At 40.7% G+C, this 22959-nt stretch carries 16 protein-coding genes and 3 pseudogenes; 3 read left to right on the forward strand and 16 right to left on the reverse strand.

Going from position 1 to position 22959, the window contains the following annotated elements:
• From M1G05_RS09535 to M1G05_RS09555, 5 genes and pseudogenes are all read right to left on the reverse strand, one after another.
• Positions 1 to 158: pseudogene (locus M1G05_RS09535) on the reverse strand (N-acetylmuramoyl-L-alanine amidase family protein); the annotation flags it as partial.
• Between the two features lie 451 nt (positions 159 to 609).
• Positions 610 to 843 carry an acyl carrier protein gene (locus M1G05_RS09540; RefSeq protein ID WP_000136445.1) on the reverse strand — a complete coding sequence of 78 codons (234 nt, stop codon included), beginning with the start codon at positions 841 to 843 and terminating at the stop codon, positions 610 to 612.
• A gap of 5 nt (positions 844 to 848) precedes the next feature.
• Entirely contained in the window at positions 849 to 1841 is a 993-nt protein-coding gene (plsX, locus tag M1G05_RS09545; RefSeq protein WP_020900475.1) for a phosphate acyltransferase PlsX, read from the reverse strand.
• Entirely contained in the window at positions 1838 to 2608 is a 771-nt protein-coding gene (gene recO, locus M1G05_RS09550; protein ID WP_000616130.1) for a DNA repair protein RecO, read from the reverse strand. Before recO ends, plsX begins: the two co-directional genes overlap by 4 nt.
• Entirely contained in the window at positions 2605 to 3774 is a 1170-nt protein-coding gene (locus tag M1G05_RS09555; RefSeq protein WP_247953636.1) for a pyridoxal phosphate-dependent aminotransferase, read from the reverse strand. The genes recO and M1G05_RS09555 overlap by 4 nt, the downstream gene beginning before the upstream one ends.
• A gap of 148 nt (positions 3775 to 3922) precedes the next feature.
• On the opposite strand from M1G05_RS09555, the gene M1G05_RS09560 reads away from it, so the two are divergent.
• Positions 3923 to 4933, forward strand: a complete 1011-nt coding sequence (locus tag M1G05_RS09560; RefSeq protein WP_223330587.1) for a YeiH family protein — start codon at positions 3923 to 3925, stop codon at positions 4931 to 4933.
• Positions 4934 to 5162: 229 nt separating this feature from the next.
• Here the strand turns inward: M1G05_RS09560 and M1G05_RS09565 are convergent, their stop codons facing one another.
• Together M1G05_RS09565 and polA are read right to left on the reverse strand one after the other, a co-directional pair.
• Positions 5163 to 5600: a CoA-binding protein gene (locus M1G05_RS09565; RefSeq protein ID WP_247953637.1), complete on the reverse strand. Its 438-nt coding sequence runs from the start codon at positions 5598 to 5600 to the stop codon at positions 5163 to 5165.
• 84 nt (positions 5601 to 5684) lie between these two features.
• The gene (gene polA / locus M1G05_RS09570) at positions 5685 to 8318 is read right to left on the reverse strand and encodes a DNA polymerase I (protein ID WP_247953638.1); all 2634 of its coding nucleotides are present in this window, start codon (positions 8316 to 8318) and stop codon (positions 5685 to 5687) included.
• Between the two features lie 147 nt (positions 8319 to 8465).
• Between polA and M1G05_RS09575 the strand changes: the two are divergent.
• Positions 8466 to 9379, forward strand: a pseudogene (locus tag M1G05_RS09575) (Rpn family recombination-promoting nuclease/putative transposase).
• Positions 9376 to 9768 (forward strand): annotated as a pseudogene (locus M1G05_RS09580) (hypothetical protein); the annotation flags it as partial. The pseudogenes M1G05_RS09575 and M1G05_RS09580, both read left to right, overlap by 4 nt.
• Before the next feature lie 139 nt (positions 9769 to 9907).
• Here M1G05_RS09580 and M1G05_RS09585 read toward each other — a convergent pair.
• The 9 genes from M1G05_RS09585 to M1G05_RS09625 form a co-directional block, all read right to left on the reverse strand.
• Positions 9908 to 13030 (reverse strand): SIALI-17 repeat-containing surface protein, encoded by a 3123-nt coding sequence (locus M1G05_RS09585; RefSeq protein ID WP_247953639.1) that lies wholly within the window; start codon positions 13028 to 13030, stop codon positions 9908 to 9910.
• Between the two features lie 322 nt (positions 13031 to 13352).
• The gene (locus M1G05_RS09590) at positions 13353 to 14777 is read right to left on the reverse strand and encodes an LPXTG cell wall anchor domain-containing protein (RefSeq protein ID WP_247953640.1); all 1425 of its coding nucleotides are present in this window, start codon (positions 14775 to 14777) and stop codon (positions 13353 to 13355) included.
• A 209-nt stretch (positions 14778 to 14986) separates the two neighbouring features.
• Positions 14987 to 16507: a PspC family transcriptional regulator gene (locus M1G05_RS09595; protein WP_247953641.1), complete on the reverse strand. Its 1521-nt coding sequence runs from the start codon at positions 16505 to 16507 to the stop codon at positions 14987 to 14989.
• A 142-nt stretch (positions 16508 to 16649) separates the two neighbouring features.
• Positions 16650 to 17972: a nucleoside triphosphate hydrolase gene (locus M1G05_RS09600; RefSeq protein ID WP_247953642.1), complete on the reverse strand. Its 1323-nt coding sequence runs from the start codon at positions 17970 to 17972 to the stop codon at positions 16650 to 16652.
• Positions 17973 to 18116: 144 nt separating this feature from the next.
• Positions 18117 to 19052 carry an N-acetylmuramoyl-L-alanine amidase family protein gene (locus M1G05_RS10085; RefSeq protein WP_345773061.1) on the reverse strand — a complete coding sequence of 312 codons (936 nt, stop codon included), beginning with the start codon at positions 19050 to 19052 and terminating at the stop codon, positions 18117 to 18119.
• 374 nt (positions 19053 to 19426) lie between these two features.
• A complete protein-coding gene (locus M1G05_RS09610; RefSeq protein ID WP_247953643.1) occupies positions 19427 to 20386 on the reverse strand; it encodes an Rpn family recombination-promoting nuclease/putative transposase in 960 nt (319 codons plus the stop codon).
• 118 nt (positions 20387 to 20504) lie between these two features.
• Positions 20505 to 21473 (reverse strand): ribose-phosphate diphosphokinase, encoded by a 969-nt coding sequence (locus tag M1G05_RS09615; protein ID WP_033682853.1) that lies wholly within the window; start codon positions 21471 to 21473, stop codon positions 20505 to 20507.
• 145 nt (positions 21474 to 21618) lie between these two features.
• Positions 21619 to 22434, reverse strand: a complete 816-nt coding sequence (locus M1G05_RS09620; RefSeq protein ID WP_247953644.1) for a PrsW family intramembrane metalloprotease — start codon at positions 22432 to 22434, stop codon at positions 21619 to 21621.
• Between the two features lie 24 nt (positions 22435 to 22458).
• Entirely contained in the window at positions 22459 to 22956 is a 498-nt protein-coding gene (locus M1G05_RS09625) for a beta-class carbonic anhydrase (protein WP_004234980.1), read from the reverse strand.
• Positions 22957 to 22959 lie beyond the last annotated feature (3 nt).

Genomic DNA, 22959 nt, shown 5'->3' on the forward strand with positions numbered 1-22959 from the left:
TTTTGCACCCATTTGTTTTTAGCGAGACTGCCATCTTGTGAAAGATTCCAGTCAGATCCATTTTTAACCCAAGTATCTGCAGCCTGTGCTTGATTGATAGACAAAAGTAGACCAGCACCTGCAAGTAAACCAAGTGTAAGTAGTTTAGATTTTTTCATAGCCATTTCCTCCTAAAATAGATAAATCCAAAGCAAGAAAATCCAATAGAAACGAAGTCAAAATAGATGTCAGGTTCATGAACCTGAACCATAAGATCTCCTAACATTTCCAAGAATATAAGATAGAGACTAGTTTATCAAAAGTACATAGCCATCACCTTCCCCCAACTATAAAATAAATCCTTTTTTATATCTACATTATAGTCCTGTAAAAAAGGAAAGTCAATTAAAATTGTGACTATATTAACATTTTTGTTCTAGCAGAAATCAATTGATATTTTCATTTGATCTTCATTTCTTATCTCCTTTTTGGAGATTGATTTTTCTAATTTCATTATATCTCTTATTTGTCCTCAGATTTCTCCTGTCCCTAGAAAGACTAAATCTGTTCCTAAACGGTCACTTGAACCAAAGAAAAATTCCAAAGCAAATGCCTTGGAACTTCTTATCTTTATTTTGCTTGAATGATTTTAACCACATCTCCTACACTTTGGAGTTGGTCAATTTCCTCATCGCTGATTTCGATATTAAATTCATCCTCCAGCGTCAAGATAAACTCCATCAAGTCAACTGAGTCAGCATCCAAATCGTCTTTCAGACTCAAGGATTCTGTCACGACAAAGTCCTCTCCCTGTCGCTCTTGGATAATGGTCACAATACGGTCAAAAATTTCTTTTTCTGTCATCTCTTTTATTCTCCTGAAAATTCACGCGCAGTCTGGGCAACTACGTCTGTTTCTAGCATGGTACGAATCTGGCGGATTGTACTATAAACAGCCTTGGCATCGCTTGAGCCATGAGTCTTGACAACCGGTGCCTTGACACCAAACAAGACTGCTCCACCAACATCTGAGTAGTTGAGCTGTTTTTTCAAACCTCTGAGGCTGTCCTTGAGAAGGAGGGCGCCTAGTTTCGCTCGAAGACCACCGCCTGTAATAGCTGTCTTGAGCAATCCCATGATTCCCATGGCTGTCCCTTCAATGGATTTGAGCACAGCGTTTCCCGTGAAACCATCTGCCACGACAACATCCGCAACGCCATTCATCAAATCACGCGCTTCCACGTTTCCGATAAAGTTCAAACTTTCATCAGCTGCTAGTAATTCATAAGTTTCCTTACGAAGCGGGTCACCCTTACTACTCTCTGTTCCATTATTGAGCAAGCCAACACGTGGTTGCGCAATGCCACGGACATTTTTTGCATAGAAGGAACCTAGAACCGCATATTGATGGAGGTGCTGGGCTGTATTCTCCGCATTGGCACCGAGGTCCAGCATGTCAAAACCTTTCCCATCAACGGTCGGCAAGGTAGACATGAGTCCAGGACGGTCGATGTTCTTGATACGACCCACGATGAAGAATCCTGCTGCCAACAAAGCACCTGTATTCCCAGCTGAGAGAACAGCGTCTGCTTCGCCTTCTTTGACAGCCTTGGCCGCCAAGACCATACTGGCATTTTTCTTCTTCCGAATAGCTCTCGTAGGTTCATCGTCTGAATCAATCTTCTCATCCGTATGGATAATGCTGACGCGCTCTGTCGCTGTCAGATATTGCTTGATTTTGCTTTCATCTCCGTAGAGTTGAACCTCAATATCCGAAAAGTCAGCAAGGGCTTGATTGACTCCCTCAACGATAGCCTGAGGTGCGTAATCGCCCCCCATTGCATCTACTGCAATTTTTTTCATTTGTTCTCCTCTTTTAGTAATTGACCCCAGTCGGATAGGGAATCAATAAATTTCTTTGATTTTAGATGAATTCCAACGTACTCTTCATAGAGTTGATCCATAAATTGGCGTAGCTCTTGCTTGATTTCAGACTTGAGCGAAATGGTCTCCAAGGTCTCAAAATCAATGGCTTGAAATTGATTAAGCAGATAAGGGATGTTGGGATTGAGATGGCAACGTCTCTCATCCTCATGATAATGCTCTGGGCAAAGACAGGCTCCATATTTGAAAGAAAAATCAAAAGCCTGACCAACCCGATGACAAAAGGCACACTCATTAAAATTGAGGCTGATCCCAAATCGAGTCAAGATTTGAATTTCAAAAATATTAGTCAAAACCTGATAATCCAAGCCAGCTTCCATCAACTCCAAAGTCTTTTGCAAAAAAGCAAATAAGGGAGCATCCTGCTGATTGTCCTGCAAACTCGCATCTGCAAGAGCCGCTACATAGGTCGCATAGGCCATGACAAAGAGATCACTATTAATCTTAGGAAAGGTCATCACCTCATGATAGTCCTCGATGTAGCTGAGTCCGTCATCATTAATTCGCAAGAGAAATCGTGCCAACACCAAGGGCTGAATAACAGGAGCTAGCTTAGACTGACCAGCGTGTTTGACGAAAAACATGCGCTTGCCAGCCTGCTCTGTAAAAATCTTGACTAGCTTGTCATCCTCACGAAAATTGCGATTGTAGAGCACCAAGCCTTGACTCGTGATAGACTGAATCATGCTTCTCTCATGTACTCCTCAAGTCGTTTCATGGCTTCTTTGATCGTCTCCATGCTGGCTGCATAAGATAGGCGAACATATCCTTCCCCGTAACGTCCAAAGGCTGCACCAGGGATAAAGGCAACAGCCTTCTTCTGGGCAAAATCCTTCAGAAAAGCAAAGGAATCTTGATTGTAGCCCGCTGGAATCTTAGCAAAGATATAGAAGGCACCGTCTGGTTTGATAATCTCAAAACCAAGAGCAGTCATTTTCTCGATAATATAATCTCGACGCTGGATGTATTCCTTCTTCATAGGCTCCGCATCGTTTTTACCAGCTGTAAGGGCTTCTACCGCAGCATGTTGCGCCATGGTATTTGCGGCAGTCACCAAGTACTGGTGACTCTTGATCAACTGGGCTGTAAAGGCTGCAGGAGCGAAAATCAGACCCAAACGCCAACCCGTCATAGCATGCGACTTCGATAAACCATTGATAATAATTGCCTGATCTCTCAACATAGTTCCCAGAGATACATGGGCTTCCCCTGTATAGGTCAATTCTGAGTAAACCTCATCACAGACAATAAAAATTTCGTACTTGCGTAAAACAGCTGCCAAGTCTTCCAACTGCTCCCGACTATAGGTAATTCCTGTCGGGTTGGCTGGATAGTTGAGAATAACCGCCTTGAGCTTGTCACCCTGCTCCAAAATAGCCTTTTCCAACATCTCAGGAGTCAAGACAAAACCATTTTCAGTCGTGTCAATCTCGACAATCTCTGCCCCAACTAGATTGACAATCGGTTCATAACCTGGATAGGCAGGAGCTGGCAAGAGCACCTTATCTCCCTCTTCCAAAATAGCTGTCAAAGTGGCAGATAAAGCCTCTGTCGCCCCAATTGTAACCAAGATTTCATTTTCAGGAGCATAGTCCAGTTGGTACTTTTCCTTAACAAAGTCACTGGCCGCCTGACGTAGAGTCAGCAGACCACTCATCCCTGTATAGTAGGATTGGTTCTGATCAATCGCTCGCTTGGCCGCCTCCTTGACATGATCTGGCGTTGTAAAATCAGGCTCCCCCAAGGTCAAACGCAAGACCCCAGGAATCTCCGAAATAGCCTGGTCAAACTGACGAATCAACGAAACTTGAATCTTATCTAACTGTTTATTAAAGCGCTTAGTTAAGTCCATAGATACCTCCTACTTTCAAAACGTATCTCTATTATACTACAAAAGCCCCCCGACCGCAAAAATACATGATAGAATAGCTTTCCACTTTCTATTTTACTTTTCCTCTTTACAGGTCTATAATGGTAACAGATTCTATTTGGAGGTTTTTATGTCATTTCTATCAAAAAATGGAGCAGGCATCTTGGCCTGCCTTCTGATTTCACTACTTGCTTGGTATCTAGGCGGATTCTTCCCTGTGATTGGCGCACCCGTCTTTGCGATTTTCATAGGCATGCTCCTACATCCCTTTCTCTCGTCTCATAAACAACTGGATGCTGGATTGACCTTTAGTTCCAAAAAATTGCTCCAGTATGCCGTTATCTTGCTTGGTTTTGGTCTCAATATCTCGCAGGTCTTTGCAGTCGGACAATCTTCACTCCCTGTCATCCTGTCCACCATCTCAATAGCCTTGATTGTTGCCTACCTCTTCCAGCGCTTCTTTGCACTGGACACAAAACTGGCTACCTTGATTGGAGTGGGTTCTTCTATCTGTGGTGGTTCTGCCATTGCGGCGACAGCGCCCGTTATCCATGCCAAGGAAAAGGAAGTAGCCCAAGCCATCTCCGTTATCTTTTTCTTCAATGTCTTGGCTGCACTCATCTTTCCAACCCTCGGCATCTGGCTTCATCTATCCAATGAAGGCTTCGCCCTCTTTGCAGGAACTGCGGTCAATGATACTTCCTCTGTAACCGCCACAGCCAGCGCCTGGGACAGTCTCTACCAGACCAATACCCTCGAATCCGCAACCATTGTCAAACTCACACGTACTCTGGCTATCATCCCCATCACTCTCTTTCTCTCCTATTGGCAAAGTCGTGAACAAAAAAATAAGCAAGGCTTGCAACTGAAAAAAGTCTTCCCACTTTTTATCCTTTACTTTATCCTCGCATCTCTCCTAACCACCCTACTGACCTCTCTCGGTGTGTCCAGTAGTTTCTTTACCCCTCTCAAACAACTCTCCAAATTTCTCATTATCATGGCCATGAGTGCTATCGGACTCAAAACAAATCTGGTCGCTATGGTCAAATCCAGCGGAAAATCCATTGTTCTCGGAGCCATCTGCTGGATTGCCATCATCCTCACTAGTCTTGGTATGCAGACCCTTATCGGCATTTTCTAATACTCTTCGAAAATCTCTTCAAACTACGTCAACGTCGCCTTGCCATAGGTATGGTTACTGACTTCGTCAGTTCTATCCACAACCTCAAAACTGTGTTTTGAGCTGACTTCGTCAGTTCTATCTGCAACCTCAAAAACAGTCTTTTGAGCAACCTGCGGCTAGTTTCCTAGTTTGCTCTTTGATTTTCATTGAGTATAACACAAAAGGTAGCCCACCAGCTACCTTTTTCTTATGCTTCCTCAATCAAGCGTGTATGTTCTCTCTTGATGCAACGATTCATCACAATATCATCGCATCCACCAGCACGCAAGATTTCTTCCGCCTCTAGACTTTCAAGTCCCAGCTGTGCCCAAAAAATATTAGCATCAGCTTTGAGAAAATCACGCGCCACATCAGGCAAAAACTCGCTGCGACGGTAAACATTGACAATATCTACAGGAAAAGGAATCTCCGCTAGGCTAGCATAAGCCTTTTCACCCAAGATTTCGCCACCTGCCACCTTGGGATTGACTGGGATGATTTTATAACCCCGAGCCTGCATTTCCTTGGTCACTCGATTGCTCGTTGTTTCCTCACGGTCTGACAAGCCCACCACAGCAAGGGTTTTACTCGTTGCGAGATACTGACGAATCACGCCATCACTTGGATTGATAAATTCTTGACTCATAGAAATCCTCCTTTTTCATCAGTATAGCACAATTTGAAAAGGCTTGCATAATTCTACTACAAAAAAGGAGGACTAGCCCCCTTTTTATTTAGCCTCGTACCAGGTTGCCCCTTCATTTTCATCTGCGATGAGGGGAACACTGAGTTGAATGGCTTCTTCCATGGTTTGTTTGACCAATTTTTTCATCTCTGCCAATTCAGATTTAGGAACTTCAAGGACGATTTCATCGTGCACTTGTAACAACATCTTGGTCTGATAACCACCTGCAACCAAGGCTTTATCCAGCTGAATCATGGCAATCTTGAGAATATCTGCCGCCGACCCCTGGATAGGAGAGTTGATAGCTGTCCGCTCTGCAAAACCACGAATATTGAAGTTGCGCGAATTGATATCTGGCAACTCACGACGACGCTTGAAGAGGGTCTCTACATAGCCCTTATCACGCGCCTCACGCACCACTTCATCCATGTAGTTTTTAATACCTGGGAAGCGTTCAAAGTAGGTATCAATGTAGGCTTTGGCCTCCTTACGACTAATTCCCAAATTATTAGACAAACCAAAGTCTGAAATCCCGTAAACCACTCCAAAGTTAACGGCCTTGGCATTGCGACGGTCGTTTGCAGTCACATCCTCAGGACGCTCAATACCAAAGACACGCATGGCTGTCGAAGTATGGATATCTGCCCCCTCTTGGAAAGCCTTAATCAAGTGCTCATCATTAGAAATATGCGCTAAAACACGCAATTCAATCTGTGAATAATCCGAACTGAGCAACACACTATCCTCCCACTCGGGTACAAAAGCCTTACGAATGAGACGGCCTTGTTCCAATCGCACAGGAATATTTTGCAAGTTTGGATCCACACTAGACAGACGCCCAGTCTGGGTCAAATCCTGCACATAGCGAGTATGAATCTTGCCATCAGCCAAAATCCAGTCCTGCAAACCAATCACATAAGTCGATTGAATCTTGGCAATCTGACGGTAGTCGAGAATTTTCTTAACAATCGGCGCAATAGGAGCCAAGCGTTCCAAGACATCCACTGCTGTCGAATAACCTGTCTTGGTTTTCTTAGTGTATTCTAGAGGTAGCCCCAATTTTTCAAAGAGAAGCACGCCCAACTGCTTAGGCGAGTTGATATTAAACTCCTCACCAGCCAGCTCGTAAATCTCCTGAGTCAGTTTTTCAATGACAAGCTCATTTTCAGCCTGCATCTCAAGCAAGGTCTCTTTCTTGACCGTAATCCCAGCAATTTCCATCTTAGCAAGGACAGAAGCCAGAGGTTGCTCCATATCATAAAGAAGCTCTAATTGCCCATTTTCACTGAGTTTTTCAAGTAAAACAGGCTCAGTCTCAACCAAAACTGCAATCTTACGTGCCAAATGTTCTAAGAATTTCTCGCGTTCAGGAATGGCCTTCTTGACTCCCTTACCATAGAAAGTCTCATCATCAACCAAATAAGTCTGACCATAAAGACTAGCGATGGTCGCAATTTCATTGTCCTCCACAGTCGAAAGGAGGTATTTAGCCAAACGGCTGTCAAAAGCAGGCGCCTGCAAATCCACACCCAAACGATGCAAGAGAACTTTAGCCTTCTTAAAGTCATACACTTTCAGAGGTGTTTTTTCTAAAAAGTCCTTGAAAATCGGGTCTTGCAAAAGCTCAAGCTTGTCTGTAGCATAGAGCTTATCCCCACAAGACCAAGCAAAACCAACCAAATCATCCGCATGGTAATTCTCACCAAAAAGCTCAAAATGGAAGATAGACTCTTCACTCAGCATATCTTGACTAATTTGGTCAACGATAGTAAAATCCAAACTCTCAGCCACATCAGCTGACGACACATTTAAAGCCTGTTTGAGCTGTTTGAAGCCCATCTCATCGTAGAATTTTCCAAGATTTTCCACATCTGGACCGCTATAGACCAAATCCTTTAAACCAAGCTCAATCGGTGCCTTGGTATCAATGGTCGCTAGTGTTTTAGACAAAAAGGCCTGTTCCTTATCATTGATGAGATTTTCCTTCATTTTAGAAGCCTTCATCCCATTGATATTCTCATAAATCCCCTCGAGTGAGCCATGCTCCAGCAAGAGCTTGATACCCGTCTTTTCACCAATTTTGGTCACCCCAGGGATATTATCCGACTTATCACCCATGAGCGCCTTGAGATCGATAAACTGAGCCGGTGTAATGCCCATCTTTTCCATGAGATAGTCTGGCGTAAAGGCCTCAAACTCAGCCACACCTTTCTTGGAAATTTCAACCACCGTATGCTCATCCGTCAGCTGAATCAAATCCTTGTCCCCACTGACAATGGTAATATCAAAACCATCCTGCTCTGCTAGTTTATCCAGCGTCCCAATGATGTCATCCGCCTCATACTGAGCCAACTCATAGTGACGAATCCCCATATGATCCAGCAACTCACGAATAAAGGGAAATTGCTCACGAAACTCATCAGGAGTCTTAGCCCGACCACCTTTATAGTCCGCATACATCTCTGTCCGGAAGGTTGTCTTTCCCGCATCAAAAGCCACCAAAATATGACTAGGCTCAACCCGCTCCAACAAATGGCTCAACATCAACTGAAAACCATAAATCGCATTGGTATGCAAACCAGCCGCATTCTTAAAACGGTCCAACTGCTGATAGAGCGCAAAAAACGCCCGAAAAGCAACAGAAGACCCATCAATCAATAATAATTTTTTCTTATCCATACACCCATTATAAAGGAAAGCACCAAAAAATACCATTGAGAAGAGCGATACCCAATATTTTTCACACTTTTTCCGAATAAATAGATAGAGCCAAAGAATCCAGTAAACCTAGATTTGAAAATGTGCTATAATGAAAGGAGAAAGAGTATGGCATTACGTCATCCGGGCATCAGCCCAACCAATGACTTGGTTGCTAAGAAAATTTTCAGCAATCCAGAAATCACTTGTCAATTTATCCGTGATATGCTGGACTTGCCAGCCAAAAATGTAACGATTTTGGAGGGAAGTAACATTCACGTATTACCCTCCATCCCTTATTCAGCGCAGGATTTCTATACCAGTATAGACGTCTTGGCAGAGTTGGACAATGGCACGCAGGTTATTATCGAAATCCAAGTTCATCATCAGAATTTTTTCATTAATCGCTTGTGGGCTTACCTGTGCAGTCAGGTCAATCAAAATCTTGAAAAAATCCGCCAACGTGAAGGTGATACCCACCAGAGTTACAAACACATCGCACCAGTATATGCTATCGCTATTGTGGACAGCAATTATTTCCAAGATGACTTGGCTTTCCATAGCTTTAGTATGCGCGAGGACACGAGAGGTGAGGTCTTAACCATCACTAATAACGGTCAAGAAAACCATCTAGTCAAGATGGCGTTCTTGGAATTAAAAAATACAGAGAAACCAGCAAAGACAAGGTTCGCAAACCGTGGTTGGAGTTTTTCGGGAACAAACCCTTTACCCAGCAACCCGAGCGAGCCATCAGCCAGGCAGACCAACTGCTGGACTACAAGAGCTGGTCCGAGGAGGACAGGAAGATGTTTAGTGAACTACGTATGCGTGAAGAACAAGCCTTGTTAGCACAGGATTATGCCTTGGAACAAGCTGAAGAAAAAGGCTTAGAGCGTGGTCGAGCTGAGGGTATCGAAGAGGGATTAAAAGTAGGTTTAGTAAATCTAGTCCGTCAAGAACTTCTGACTTCAGAGGTTGCGAGTGAACAGTTGGGAATGACTGTCTCTGAATTTGAAGAACTATTGAAAGACCATCACAAATAAGGACTAAAAAATACAGAGAAACCAGCAAAGACGAGGTTCGTAAACCATGGTTGGAGTTTTTTGGCAACAAGCCCTTTACCCAGCAACCTGAGCGAGCCATCAGCCAGGCAGACCAACTGCTGGACTATAAGAGCTGGTCCGAGGAGGACAGGAAAATGTTTAGTCAACTACGTATGCGAGAAGAACAAGCCTTGTTGGCACAGGACTATGCCTTGGAACAAGCGGAGGAAAAAGGATTAGAACGTGGCCGTGCGGAGGGTCTTGAACAAGGTTTAGAGCGTGGGAAACTCTTTGCCTTCCTGGATATGGTCCGTCAAGGACTTCTGACTTCGGAGGTTGCCAGCCAGCAGTTGGGTATGACCGTTGCTGAGTTTGAGACATTGTTGTAAGTTTATAGAATAACACAAAAGTGAACAAAGCTGAAACATTGTTTTGTTCACTTTTTTCTTCTTTCAATAGAATTCTCACTATAGTCCATATCACAAAAAGAGAAGGTCATAAATCCTTCTCTTTTATATTTTCTACTAATTAGTTTTTACGTTTTACAAATGGAAGGGCACCAAGAAGTAATCCAAGGAATCCTAATGATGCAATTGCAACATTATCTTTACCACCAGTGTTAGGAAGTTCTTTCTTATCTTCAGCTTTTGCAGCTGGGGCTTGATAAGTATTGTCTTTGTTAGTACCTGCTACAGTTGGTGCAACCGCAGGAGTTGATGGTGTATCAGCTGTTGGTGTAGCTGAAGCATCTGTTCCAGGAGCTGATGGTGTTTTTGGTACAAGTGCAGGTTCATTGACAGCTGTAGTATCAGAATTTTCACGCGGTGGATTTCCAGGTGTTCCAACTTTAGCTGGGATTGGAAATTCAGGAGCTGGTTTTTCAGGTCTTGATGGCGCTGTATTTTCTTTATTCGATTCAGGTAATTTACCTTCATTTAATTTTGATAAATCAAATTCAGGTTTATCATTCACAAGATTTAACCAAGCAGCTTTAAGTTCTTCTAATTCTGCTTTAGCTTTATCTAATTCACCTTTCAATCCTTCTACAAAATAATCTTCAGCACCATTTTCTGCATCTTTCACGTCAGATTCGAGTTTTTCAACTTCTTTTTCAAGACGTTTGATTTCAGATTTAATATCTGGAACTTCTGTTTTTGGTTGCTCAGCTGGAGCTTCACCTTCTGGTTTAGATGGCTCAGTTGGAGCATTATCATCATTTACACCACCATTGAACTCAGGAGTATTTTCAGTTGTAGGCGCTTCTTCATCATTTACACCACCATTAAACTCAGGTTTTTCTTCAGCTGTAGGAGCGTCAGCAGGATTTACCCCACCAGTGAATTCAGGAGCATCAGGAACAGTTGGAACCTCATCAGGTTGTTTAGCATCGCCAGTAGGTGCTTCATCATCATTTACTCCACCTGCGAAGTCTTTAGGTTGTTCTTCATCTTTAGGAACTTCTTTTAAGTTTTCGATATAACCTAAAGTTGCGTTGTAATCGTCAGTTAGCTCATCGATCGCAGATTTGTAAGCTTTTACTACTTCGTTAACTTCGTCGAATTTAGCTTGAGCTTCATCAGCAGCAGTCTTAGCAGTAGCAACAGAACCTTCTAGTTTAGTAACAGCATCTTGTAATTTATCCTTAACATCTTGATCAGCATTATTTTTATTAGCTGTTTCAAGAGCTGTTTTAGCTTTTTCTAAAGTTTCTTTTTGTTGTTCTAATGCTTTATTTTTTTCTTCAACTACTTTAGCTTTTTCAGTAGCATCAGCTTTGTCTTTATCAGCTACTTTAGTTAATTTTTCGATTTTTTCAGCTAAATCATCAGCAATATCTGTAAGTTTTTTAACGATTGGTTTAGAAGCTTCTTTGTTGTAAGCAGCATCTAATTTTTCTTTATCAGCAGCTGGAAGCTCAGATAAAGGTTTACCTTCTTGTTTTGTAGCACCGATTTCGTCTGCTTGAGGATCTTGATCTTTAGTAGCTTCAGCAGTCGTATTTTGATCTTCTAATTCTTTAGCAGCTTGTGTAGCAGTGATAACACCATCTTCTATAGCTTTTAGTAAAGCGTCTTTACCAATTGCAGCTTTAGCTTCTTCGAGAGCTTTTGCTTTGTCAGTGATTTTAGCATTTTTGTTAATTTCAGCTTCTGCATCTTTTTCAAGTTGCTCTAAAGCAGCTTTAAGAGCTTCTAAGTTATCTTTTTCTTCTTTTTTAAGTTCTTCAACTTTAGCTTTAGCTTTTTCAGCCTCTTCTTTAGCTTTAGCTAATTCAGCTTCTGCGTCAGCTTTTGCTTTATCAGCTTCATCTTTTTTAGTTTGAGCAGCTGTTACATCTTCAGCTTCTTTAGTAGCTTTAGCTGTAGCTTCATCTGCTTTTGTTTTAGCTTCGTCTGCTTTTTTCTGCAATTCAGCAACTTTAGCATCCGCTTCTGCTTTAGCTTCAGCAGCTTTTTCAGCTTCTGTTTTCTCTGCTGGTTTAGCTGGTTCTTCTTCTACTGGTTTAGCTGGCTCGTTAGCTTCTTTTTCTTTAGCAGCTTTTACTTCTTCTAGAGTTTTGTTGTACTCATCAGTAAGTTTGTTTAGTTCGTCAGCAACAACTTTAGTATCTGAAGTAGCTTGATCAAAGTCATTTTGTGCAGCATCACGAGCCGCTCCTGCTTTTTTAGCAACATCTTCTAAAATTTTAACAATTTCTTCAGATGAACCATTTGCTTTTGCTGTTTCAAGAGCTTTTTTAGTTTTTTCTAAAGTTTCTTCTCTCTTAGTTAATGTATCAGCTTTTTTATCTTCTTCAGATTTTAATGCATCCGCTTCTTTTTTAAGAGCATCAACATTTTCACCTAAATCATCAGCTTTATCTTGAAGCTTTTCTGATGCAGGACGAGCAGCATCGGCTTTTTCAGCTTTGTCAATTCCAGCTTTGATGTCTGCTGGTAATTGATCTTTAGTTGAAGGGTTAGCTTGAGTTGCACCAGCATCAGCAGTAGAAGCTTGGTCTTTATTTCTTAATTTTTTCTCAGTTTCTTTATTAGCTTCAGCTTTTTTATCATCATCTGCTAATTCAGCAAGAATATCAGAAGCTTTTAATTCACCAGATTCTACAGCCTTCAACAATTCTTCTTTTGCTTTTTTGTCGAGCAATTCGTTATCATCAGGTAATTGTTTTAAAGCCTCGGTTAATGCATCTTTAGAATCTGCTTCTTCTTTTTTAGCGTCTTCTTCTTTTTTAGCTTCTTCTTTAGCTTTAGCGTCAGCTTCAGCGGCTTTTTCTTTAGCAGCAGCTAATTCATCGTCTGCAGTTTTTTTAGCTTTTTCAGCTTCAGTTTTTGCAGCTTCAGCATCAGCAGCTTCTTTTTTCTCCGTTTCAAGTTTTGTAGCTGCTTCGTCAGCCACAGGAGTAGTTGTATCTACTTTTGCTTGAGCTTCAGCAACTTTTTCTTCAGCTTTTTTAGCGTCAGCTTCAGCTTGTTTAATTTCTGGACTTGTAACTTCTGATTTAGGAGTTGTAGTAGTTCCAGTTTCTCCAGCAGGTTGACTAGCTGCAGGTTGCTCCTCAGCTTTCACGACTGACGGTTGAGATGCAACAAAAGCTGCCCCCAAAACAGCCACACTTGCTAAGCTAGTTAAAATCATTTTCTTTTTGTTCATCCTGTGTACCTCTTTTTAAGAATCATATTTATGTACATTATAAACCTTTTTTTGAGTGAAATCAAGGGGTACGTTATATTATATATCCTTTGTTATTGATATGTTATATTTCAAAAACATGTAAAATTCCCAAGAAAATAAAGCATATTTTACTAGCTTTCTTTTTTCTTTCTTTTCATTCTTTTCATTTTCTATAGTAAATTATAATTTTGAATTTAATTCAGATATCCTAAATCTTCATAAAAACTCTAGTTTAAACAAAAAACAGGAGATTTCTCTCCTGCTTTGATTTAATTACTTAAAATCTATACCATCATATGATTTAGTTTTTACGTTTCACAAACGGAAGGAATCCAAGAAGTAATCCTAAGAATCCTAAGAATGCAACCGCAACATTATCTTTACCACCAGTATTTGGAAGTTCTTTCTTATCTTCAGCTTTTGCAGCTGGGGCTTGATAAGTATTATCTTGGCTAGTTCCTGCTACAGCTGGAGTTGCAGAGGCTGGGGCTGATGGAGCTTCTGAAGCTGGACTATTTGTTCCAGGTGCTGGTGCCGCTGGAGCATCAGCAGATGGGCCTGCTGGCGTTTCTGACACTGGAGCAGGAGTTTCAGCAGCTGGAGCTGGATTTCCTGGTGTTCCAACCTTAGCTGGGATTGGGAATTCTGGAGCTGGTTTTGCAGGTCTGTCTGGAGTCTTGTTTGATTCTTTTTGAGGCTCTGTTTTAGGTTCTGTATATTCTGGTTTGTCAAGAATTGCAGCATCTCCATTAGAAGATTCTGGTTCCAAACCTTTAAGAGCTGCTTCTAGATCTGCTTCAGCTTTCTCCAATTCCGCTCTTTTAGCATCTAATTCTTTCTGAAGCCCTTCTTTAATATAATCTTCAGAACCATTTGCTTCCGCATCTTTAAGATTATCTTCTAATTTAGAAACTTCTTTTTCCAAATCAGCGACCTTGTTTTGAAGAGCTTCAATTGTTGTATCCAATTTAGCTTCTTCAGCTTTCAAGTCTGCTTCACGCGCTTTAAGTTCTGCTTGAGCTGCTTCTAGAGCTTTATCTGCGGCATCAAGATCCTTTTGAGCTGCTTCTCTGTATTGGTCTGCTTGTTCACCATCAGCGTCAGCATAGCTATCAAGTTCTTTTTGAGCTTTTTCTTTCGCTGCTTTTGCTGCTTCTACAATAGCTTTTGCTTCTTCAACATCATTTTTCGCAGCTTCTACACGTTCACCAGCATCCTTAGCATCTGTCTTTTCTTCATCCAAACGCTTGTTGATTTTATCCTGAGTATCAGCATCAATTCCACCATTAACTGGCTTAGCTTCTGTAACTTCACCTGATTCATTACGAACCAACTCAGCACCTGGAGCTGGTTGTACAGTTGGATTAGTCACACCGGCTTTATTAAAGTCATCTTCTAACTCTTTTGCAACATCTTCAGCATCTAAATCACCATTTTCGATAGCCTTTAAGATGTCTTCCTTACCGATTTCAGCTTTTGCTTCTTCGATAGCTTTCGCCTTGTCTTCTGCTTTAATGCTGTCGTCTTTGTTAATTTTATCTTCAACAGCTTTTTCCATTTTTTCAAAAGCAGCTTTTAAAGCTTCTTTAGTATCCGTAATATCTGGTTGTGTTGCAACAGGTTGCGCATCTTCAGCTTTTACAGTTGAAGGATTAGATGCAAGAAAACCTGATCCCAAAATAGCCACACTAGCCAAGCTAGTTAAAATCATTTTCTTTTTATCCATTTTTGAAACCCCTTTTTTGGAATTATATTTGGATTTATTGTAACACTTTCTAAAAATATAATCAAGTAAAAAGTTAAGTTATTTATACAATTATATTGTTAGCTTGATTTTATATATATGTTCAATCACAGAAAAAGAAAGCTCATTTTATGAGCTTTCTTTTTATTTTCTTTTCATTACTTACATTCTCTATGGTAAATTTTTCACTTTTAAACCCACTCACCATTGGCATTTACTGTGTAACCATTGATTGTAGTGCTGACAGCAAGAGCTCCTGAACTATAAGCATAGTACCATTTGCCATCTACTTGGAACCAACCAGTCTTCATAGCGCCTGAACCATCAAGATAATACCAACTACCACCTTGTTTCAACCAACCAGTTTTCATAGCACCCGAATTATCAAGGTAGTACCATGTTCCACCTACTTGGAACCATTGGCTAGCTTTCATTGCACCTGAACCATTTAGATAATACCATGTGCCACCATCTTGCAACCAACCAGTTTGCATTTCGCCTGAACCATTTAAGTAGTACCAAGTGTCACCTTCTTTAAACCACCATTTTTGCATCACGCCTGCAGCATTAAAGTGATACCATTTACCACCATCTTTCAGCCAACCAGTCTTCATTCCATCTTCTTTAGAGAAATAATACCAGTCACCCTCAACCTTCTTCCATCCAGCCTGACGATTTCCTTCGCTGTCAATGAAGAATTTTTTACCATCAATCACAACAATCCCTTGTTTAAGGACACCTTCCTCATCCAAGAAATAATGTTTCCCATCAACAGTAATATCACCCGTTAAACGGACACCTTCTTTAACATAGTAAGTTTTATCATCGATTTTAACAAAACCAGTTTTCTTCTCACCATCTTCTACAAAATAATAAGTCTTATCAGCAACTTTTACAAAGCCTAGCTTTTTAACACCATCTTTTTCATCTAGATAGTATTGCTTATCACCTGCAGTCAATAGACCTTTCTTCATAGCGCCATCAGCTTCAAAGTAATAAGTCTTATCATCGATTTTTTGCCAACCGCTAACCTTTTTACCGTCCTTAATATAGTAGACTTTTCCGTTCTCTGTTTTGAACTGACCTACCACTGTAGACTGATTTTGGTTAGAGTTAGTGGCTGTGTTTGAACGATAGACATGATAAAGAACACCATCTTTTAAGTTACCAGTAACGTATGTATAGTTAGCAATAGTTGGATGACTTGTATCTGAAGCTTCAGAACCTTTACGTGGTTCCTTAATATTTACTGGATCGCTACTACCCTCTTTATAAACTACAAAACGAACTTCCTTGACTGCTGAATTCCCACTAGTTGTTGTAGTATTTTGATTGTTGTTTGTATTTGTGTTCGTTGCAGCAGCTGTATTTCCACCATGATAAGGATTGCTTTGAGCAGAAGAATTATTACTATTACCTGTAGTATTAGTTGGAGAATACACATGATAAAGAATATCACCTTCTTCTCTACGAGATGAATATCTATAGTTAGCAATTTCTGGTTGACTTGTATCTGAAGCTGCAGAACCTGTACGTGGTTCTTTAATATCTACTGGAACACTTCCATTCTTAAATGTGACAAAATGGACCTCTTTAAATGATGAAGTTGTTGTAGCCGTTGTTGTCCCTGATTCGACAGCTTGGACTTGTTGGACTGTCGCCATTGCTAGTACAGAAGTTGCTAGCAAAATACCTGTTACTGTTTTTCTCATAGGAAAATCCTCCTGTATTAAGATAATAAATTTATCTAAATTATATCCCTTTCCTATAATAAATGCAATAAAAAACATAAAAAGTGTAGAAATATTTAAATGTAAAAAAGAGAGCAGTTGAAAAACCACTCTCTTAGTGTTTTTATACCCACTCACCGTTGGCATTTACGTAATAGCCATCGACTGTTGTGCTTACTGCAAGGGCACCTGAACTATAAGCATAGTACCATTTACCACCTACTTGGAACCAACCAGTTACCATGGCACCTGAGCCTTTAAGGTAGTACCAAGCACCACCAACTTTAGCCCAGCCAGTTTCCATAGCACCTGAGCCATTTAGGTAGTACCAAGTACCACCATCTTGCAACCAGCCAGTTTGCATTTCACCTGAACCGTTTAGATAGTACCATTTGTTACCATCTTTGATCCACCATTTTTGCATCACGCCTTCAGCATTAAAGTAGTACCATTTACCACCGTCTTTAAGCCAACCAGTTTGACGTTTACCTTCTTTATTTACATAAATCCAATGATTGTCAACTTTATTCCAGCCAGCTTTAGTATCAGAATCATCTGTCAAGAAGTAAGTTTTACCGTCAACAGTGATTTCACCAAACTTACGTTCACCTTCTTCAGTGACATAGTAATACTTGTCGCCAGCACCCTTGATAAGGCCTGTCTTACGGTCACCATCTGCAGTGATGTAATACCACTTACCAGCGCTATCTTTTACAATACCTGATTGAGCTTTACCTTTTTCATCAAAGAAGTACCATTTCGTACCAACTTTTTGAACTCCATTTGTCACAACACCGTCTTTTACAAAGTGAGTTTGACCGTTTTCTGTGACAACTTCTGTTCTACGAACACCATTTCCGTCAAAGTAGTAAGTCTTTTCTCCCACTTTGAGGAAACCAGTTTTCTTAACACCTTGATCATCTAGATAGTAACGCTCAGATTCATTTTCAATGATACCACGAGCCATTACACCCTCACTATTGAAATAGTAAGTCTTGTTGTCAATCATGGCCCAACCCTTAACTGGGTTTCCGTGTGAATAGAAGTAACGGTTACCTGATACTTCACGCCAGCTGTTATTTTTATCAGTAGATTTATAACCTTGTTTATTCAAGTCTGCTGACGGTGTATTGGGATCGTTTTCCAATTCAGCAAGTTTTGTTCCTTTTTCTACAAATACATAGTAACGTACGCCGCCATCTACATAGGTTTCCTGATACTCAAATTTATCAATATAACTATGCTTTTCAAATTTTTGATCACCTGACTCAAAATAAACAGTTGTACGAGTACGTGAACGATCATTAGAAACAGTTATCCATTCCGTTTTACGAATAAACTCGTCTGCATGTACAGATGGAGCTGTGATAGTTGAGTAAGTAGTCACAGCAGCGCCTGCCATTGTCACACTAGCAAGAGCTAGAGCTAAAGCTTTTTTATTTTTCATGTGAAGATTCTCCATTCTTAAATTTAGCTATTATGCTTTTCTTTATTGTATCTTATTTTTACAAAAATTTCTAAGAAAAACTGGACTTTTTATGGAAAAAATAAAAAAGCAGAAGAAATCTCCTGCTTTTTTTATTGAGCTAGATTATTTAACCCATTCACCGTTTCCGTTAACAGTGTATCCACCTACAGTAGTGTTAACTGCAAGGGCACCTGAACCGTCAACGTAGTACCATTTACCAGAAACTTCAAACCATTGGCTAGCTTTCATAGCACCTGATGTTTCAAGGTAGTACCATTTACCACCGTCTTGCAACCAACCAGTTTGCATTTCACCGTTTCCGTTTAGGTAGTACCAAGTGTTTCCATCTTTAACCCACCATTTTTGCATTACGCCTTCAGCGTTAAAGAAGAACCATTTACCGTCAACTTGTTTCCAACCTGAAACAGCTTTGTTAGAAGCGTAGTATTTCCAGCCAGCTTCTTCTTGAACCCATTGATCTTTCACAACGTTGTATGAGTCAGTTTTTTCAAGAACCAAATCAACTGAAGCGTTTGTGAACATATCAGCTTTTCCGTCTTTATCTAGGTCAGCTGAACCAGAGTATACGAATGTTCCATCATACAAGTTACCTTGGATATCAAATGAACCTTCATTACCAGTTTCTTTACCGTTGTGAACTGTTCTGTTTACTTTATGCAAGAAGTATCCTTTTGGAACGTAAGCTACACGGTATTGAACCAAACCTTTGTGTGGTACTGCCAACTCAACATCACCTGCTTCGTTAGATTCAGCAGAAACAACTGATGGTTTAACGTAGTTGTTGTAGTCAGCTTCGTTTGCCCAAACCATAACATCAACTTTAACACCTGCAACTGGACGGCCTTGGATGTCTTTAACTGAGAAACGAACGTGTGAACCGTTACCAAACATAACTGGTTTACCGTGGTAAGGGTTGTAAGCTGGAGTTTCTGGTTTGTATTGTTGATCAGCTGGTACTACACCTGTATGAGCTGAAACAGCTTGTACAGCACCAAATGCTGCAAGAGCGACTGCGCTTGTCAATAAAACTTTTTTCATCGTTTTATCTCCTTTATTTTTCATTATATATTTTTCGTAAGACTATCTTACTACCATACAGTATATAAATATTTGCAGGATTTGTCAAGGGTTTTCTTCTAGTTTTTAAAGTTTTTACCCATTTTTAGAAAAAAAGGTGAAAAAAACATTTTTGTGAGAAAAAATACCCGTCAAATACTGCATTTTTCAAGTGAAAATCTCACAAACTTATGATCCTTGAGTAAAATCATTCATATTTAATCCACATAGACAGTTGGACAGAACTCACTTCTGTAGTATTATCCTATAACCCCTTCGAAATGTCAAGCAAAAATGACAAGTTTTTTGATAATAACTTGCCATTTTATAAACTTTCTACTATTTAAAATGTGACCTTATAGCAAGTCCTCAAACTCTGCGACCGTCATACCTAATTGCTCGCTAGCAAATTCGGAAGTTAAAACATGTTGGCGAACCATGTCTAAGAAGGCAAAAAGTTTCCCTTCTTCCCTTCCTTCAACTTTCCCACGCTCCAGTCCCTGTTCAATGCCCTCTGCGCGACCACGTTCAAGTCCACGTTCTAAACCTTGTTCAATACCTTCGGCTCTAGCGGTTTCCAAGGCATAGTCCTGTGCTAACAAGGCTTGTTCTTCTCGCATACGTAGTTGACTAAACATTTTCCTGTCCTCCTCGGACCAGCTTTTGTAGTCTAGCAGTTGGTCTGCTTGGCTGATGGCTCGCTCGGGTTCTTGGGTAAAGGGTTTATTCCCAAAAAACTCCAACCACGGTTTGCGAACCTCGTCTTTGCTGGTTTCTCTGTATTTTTTTAATTCCAAGAACGCCATCTTTACTAGATGGTTTTCTTGTCCATTATTGGTTATGGTTAAAACCTCACCTGTCGTGTCCTCGCGCATACTAAAGCTATGAAAAGCCAAATCATCCGAGAAGTAATTGCTGTCCACGATAGCGATAGCATATACTGGTGCGATGTGTTTGTAACTCTGGTGTGTATCACCTTCTCGTTGACGAATTTTTTCGAGATTTTGATTGACCTGACTGCATAAGTAAGCCCACAGGCGATTGATGAAAAAATTCTGATGATGCACCTGAATCTCAATGATTACTTGAGTTCCATTATCCAACTCCGCCAAGACATCTATACTGGTATAGAAATCCTGCGCCGAGTACGGAAGGGAAGGTAAGACATGAATATTGCTTCCCTCCAAAATGGTTACATTTTTGGCTGGTAAATCCAGCATATCGCGAATAAATTGACAAGTAATTTCTGGATTGCTAAAGATTTTCTTAGCAACCAAGTCATTGGTCGGGCTGATGCCCGGATGTCTTAGAATCATCCTCTTCCTCCTTTTATTATACCACAGTTTTAAATCTAGGTTTCCTAGATTCTCTGGCTCTATCTATTTATTCGGAAAAGAGATGAAAAAAACCTGAGAATCATCTCAGGCTTGGTCATTAAATCTTTTTCTCAATACTGAAAAGTGGAGAAAGTGGGCGTTTTTCATGGATACGTACAATAGCATCCCCTAGGAGATGAGCGATCGAAATCTGCTCAATCTTATCAATCAAACGCTCTTCTGGCAGATAGATGGTATCCAAAACAACCAATTTCTTGATAGCTGATTTTTGGATATTGTCCATAGCAGGACCAGAAAGAACTGGGTGTGTACAGCTTGCATAGACTTCAACAGCACCAGCTTCTGCAAGAGCATCTGCCGCATGACAAATCGTTCCAGCGGTATCAATCATATCATCAATCAAGATACAAGTCTTGCCTTCGACCTTACCGATGATGTTCATGACTTCACTAGTATTCATCTTATCAACACTACGACGTTTGTCAATGATAGCAATAGATGTTTTCAAAAATTCTGCCAACTTACGAGCACGAGTCACCCCTCCATGGTCTGGGCTGACAACCACATAGTCAGAACCAACCATGCCACGACGCTCAAAATAATCCGCAATCAGAGGAGCTCCCATCAAATGATCCACAGGAATATCAAAGAATCCTTGAATCTGCGCAGCATGCAAGTCGATTGTCAACAAACGATCCACTCCAGCTACTTCAAGCATATTTGCAACAAGTTTTGAAGTGATTGGCTCACGCGCTCTCGCCTTTCTATCCTGACGTGCATACCCATAGTAAGGCATGACAACATTGACAGATTCTGCACTCGCACGCTTCAAAGCATCCACCATAATCAAAATTTCAAGCAGATTGTCATTTACAGGCGAACTAGTTGATTGTAGGATAAAGACGTGTTTCCCACGGATTGATTCTTCGATGTTGACCTGAATCTCTCCATCTGAAAATTGGCGGACACTTGATTTCCCCAACTCTATCCCAATCTCCTGCGCTACACGTTTTGCCAATTCTTGATTAGAAGAAAGGGCAAACAGCTTTAAATCAGAAAAAGACATGATTTCCTCCGGTATATATGTATCGCTTGTGCTTTTCACAAGATTTTTCCATTTACCATTGTAGCGCTTTTTGCACTATTTTTCAATCAAAAATAAAAGAAGGGCAGCATATTTGTGCCCCTGCATTATTCTTTTGAAAAATATTCTAGTTCATCAACTCATTGTGCTTCTCAACAAAGCGATAAGCCTGATAAAAACCATATAGAGTAATGGTCGTAACCACTGGAATCGCTAGTGGCAACTCTGTCTCTAATTCTACAAAAGGAGAGTTAAACAAGAAATGAGTTCCCAAGGCCAAACCTAGGAAAATAAGCCCCTGTTTCTTGCCAACCTTCTGTCCTTTATAGGCTCTGTAAAGCAAGTAAACACCTACTACCGCCAAACCTGAAAAAGTCCAGTGAGAGGCAATTCCTGAGATGATACGCTCTAAAATTCTCGAAATAGTAAAGTCAAAGCCCTCTGGCAAATCTGTACGAATGTAGCCAATATCCTCAATCATTTGGAATCCCAAACCAGAAGCAATCCCAAGTAAAAACAAAGATTTTAATTTTCGCACAGGAATCAAAGCTAAAACAAAGACAAGTGGCAACAATTTCAAGGGTTCTTCTACCAAAGGAGCCACAATCGCACTTTCAAAGGCATTTAAAAATGCACTATCTGGGAAAAGAACCTCCAATAAATCATGGATATAGGTATTAGCAAAGCTAGACAACCAACCTGAAAGGAACATCCCACCCAATAAAGACAGAATCAAGGCATTCTTTGGCAATTCCCATTTTTCCCCAATACGGAAAAGGAAATAAAGAGCCGGAATCATGTAAAAGAGAGCTAGAAAGATAGAAACTCCCATTAGGCCATATTCTGCACCTGACATCGAACCATCCGTATAGTAGATTGTTTCATACTGCAAACCAATACATAGCAATAAAATAAAAATAAATAAAATGCTGTTTTTCTTCATACACTTTCTTTCTAAATGAAGTATTTATAATTCTACGACTGTCATACTTCCTGTATCCACATCGTAAATAGCACCAGAGATAATAACATCGTCTGGTATTAGGGGAGACTCGATAAGGAGTTGCATGTCCTCGCGTACACTCTCCTCTATATCTTGGAAGGGTAAAAAGTCCTGATCTGACACATCGACACCTAGTTCCTCTTTCAGATACTCCTGAAAAGGACAATTTTCAAATGTCTGAGCACCACAGTCTGTATGGTGCAATACCACAATCTCTCTTGTCCCCATTTGTTGCTGGGAAATAACCAGCGAACGAATCATGTCCTCAGTCACTCGGCCACCTGCATTCCGCAAAATATGAGCATCCCCAAGTGCCAAACCTAAAGCTTGCGCAACGTGCAAACGTGAGTCCATACAGGTCACAATGGCTACTCTAGTTTTGGGTTTAAGTGGCAGATTTAACTGCCCATGTAGGGCAACATAAGCCTGATTGGCTTGCATAAACTGTTCAAAATACGACACGAT

It is taken from the genome of Streptococcus mitis, assembly GCF_023109515.1.
GTDB classification, from domain to species: Bacteria; Bacillota; Bacilli; order Lactobacillales; family Streptococcaceae; genus Streptococcus; species Streptococcus mitis_CS.

Bases quoted from the DNA above. Each gene is read 5' to 3' on its own strand.
- M1G05_RS09600 (WP_247953642.1), bottom strand. From the start codon at position 17,972: ATGAAAAATAAAAAAGCTTTAGCTCTAGCTCTTGCTAGTGTGACAATG.
- polA (WP_247953638.1), bottom strand. From the start codon at position 8,318: ATGGATAAGAAAAAATTATTATTGATTGATGGGTCTTCTGTTGCTTTT.
- M1G05_RS09620 (WP_247953644.1), bottom strand. From the start codon at position 22,434: ATGAAGAAAAACAGCATTTTATTTATTTTTATTTTATTGCTATGTATT.
- M1G05_RS09540 (WP_000136445.1), bottom strand. From the start codon at position 843: ATGACAGAAAAAGAAATTTTTGACCGTATTGTGACCATTATCCAAGAG.
- M1G05_RS09610 (WP_247953643.1), bottom strand. From the start codon at position 20,386: ATGATTCTAAGACATCCGGGCATCAGCCCGACCAATGACTTGGTTGCT.
- recO (WP_000616130.1), bottom strand. From the start codon at position 2,608: ATGATTCAGTCTATCACGAGTCAAGGCTTGGTGCTCTACAATCGCAAT.
- M1G05_RS09615 (WP_033682853.1), bottom strand. From the start codon at position 21,473: ATGTCTTTTTCTGATTTAAAGCTGTTTGCCCTTTCTTCTAATCAAGAA.
- M1G05_RS09595 (WP_247953641.1), bottom strand. From the start codon at position 16,507: ATGAGAAAAACAGTAACAGGTATTTTGCTAGCAACTTCTGTACTAGCA.
- M1G05_RS09590 (WP_247953640.1), bottom strand. From the start codon at position 14,777: ATGGATAAAAAGAAAATGATTTTAACTAGCTTGGCTAGTGTGGCTATT.
- plsX (WP_020900475.1), bottom strand. From the start codon at position 1,841: ATGAAAAAAATTGCAGTAGATGCAATGGGGGGCGATTACGCACCTCAG.
- M1G05_RS09565 (WP_247953637.1), bottom strand. From the start codon at position 5,600: ATGAGTCAAGAATTTATCAATCCAAGTGATGGCGTGATTCGTCAGTAT.
- M1G05_RS10085 (WP_345773061.1), bottom strand. From the start codon at position 19,052: ATGAAAAAAGTTTTATTGACAAGCGCAGTCGCTCTTGCAGCATTTGGT.
- M1G05_RS09555 (WP_247953636.1), bottom strand. From the start codon at position 3,774: ATGGACTTAACTAAGCGCTTTAATAAACAGTTAGATAAGATTCAAGTT.
- M1G05_RS09560 (WP_223330587.1), top strand. From the start codon at position 3,923: ATGTCATTTCTATCAAAAAATGGAGCAGGCATCTTGGCCTGCCTTCTG.
- M1G05_RS09585 (WP_247953639.1), bottom strand. From the start codon at position 13,030: ATGAACAAAAAGAAAATGATTTTAACTAGCTTAGCAAGTGTGGCTGTT.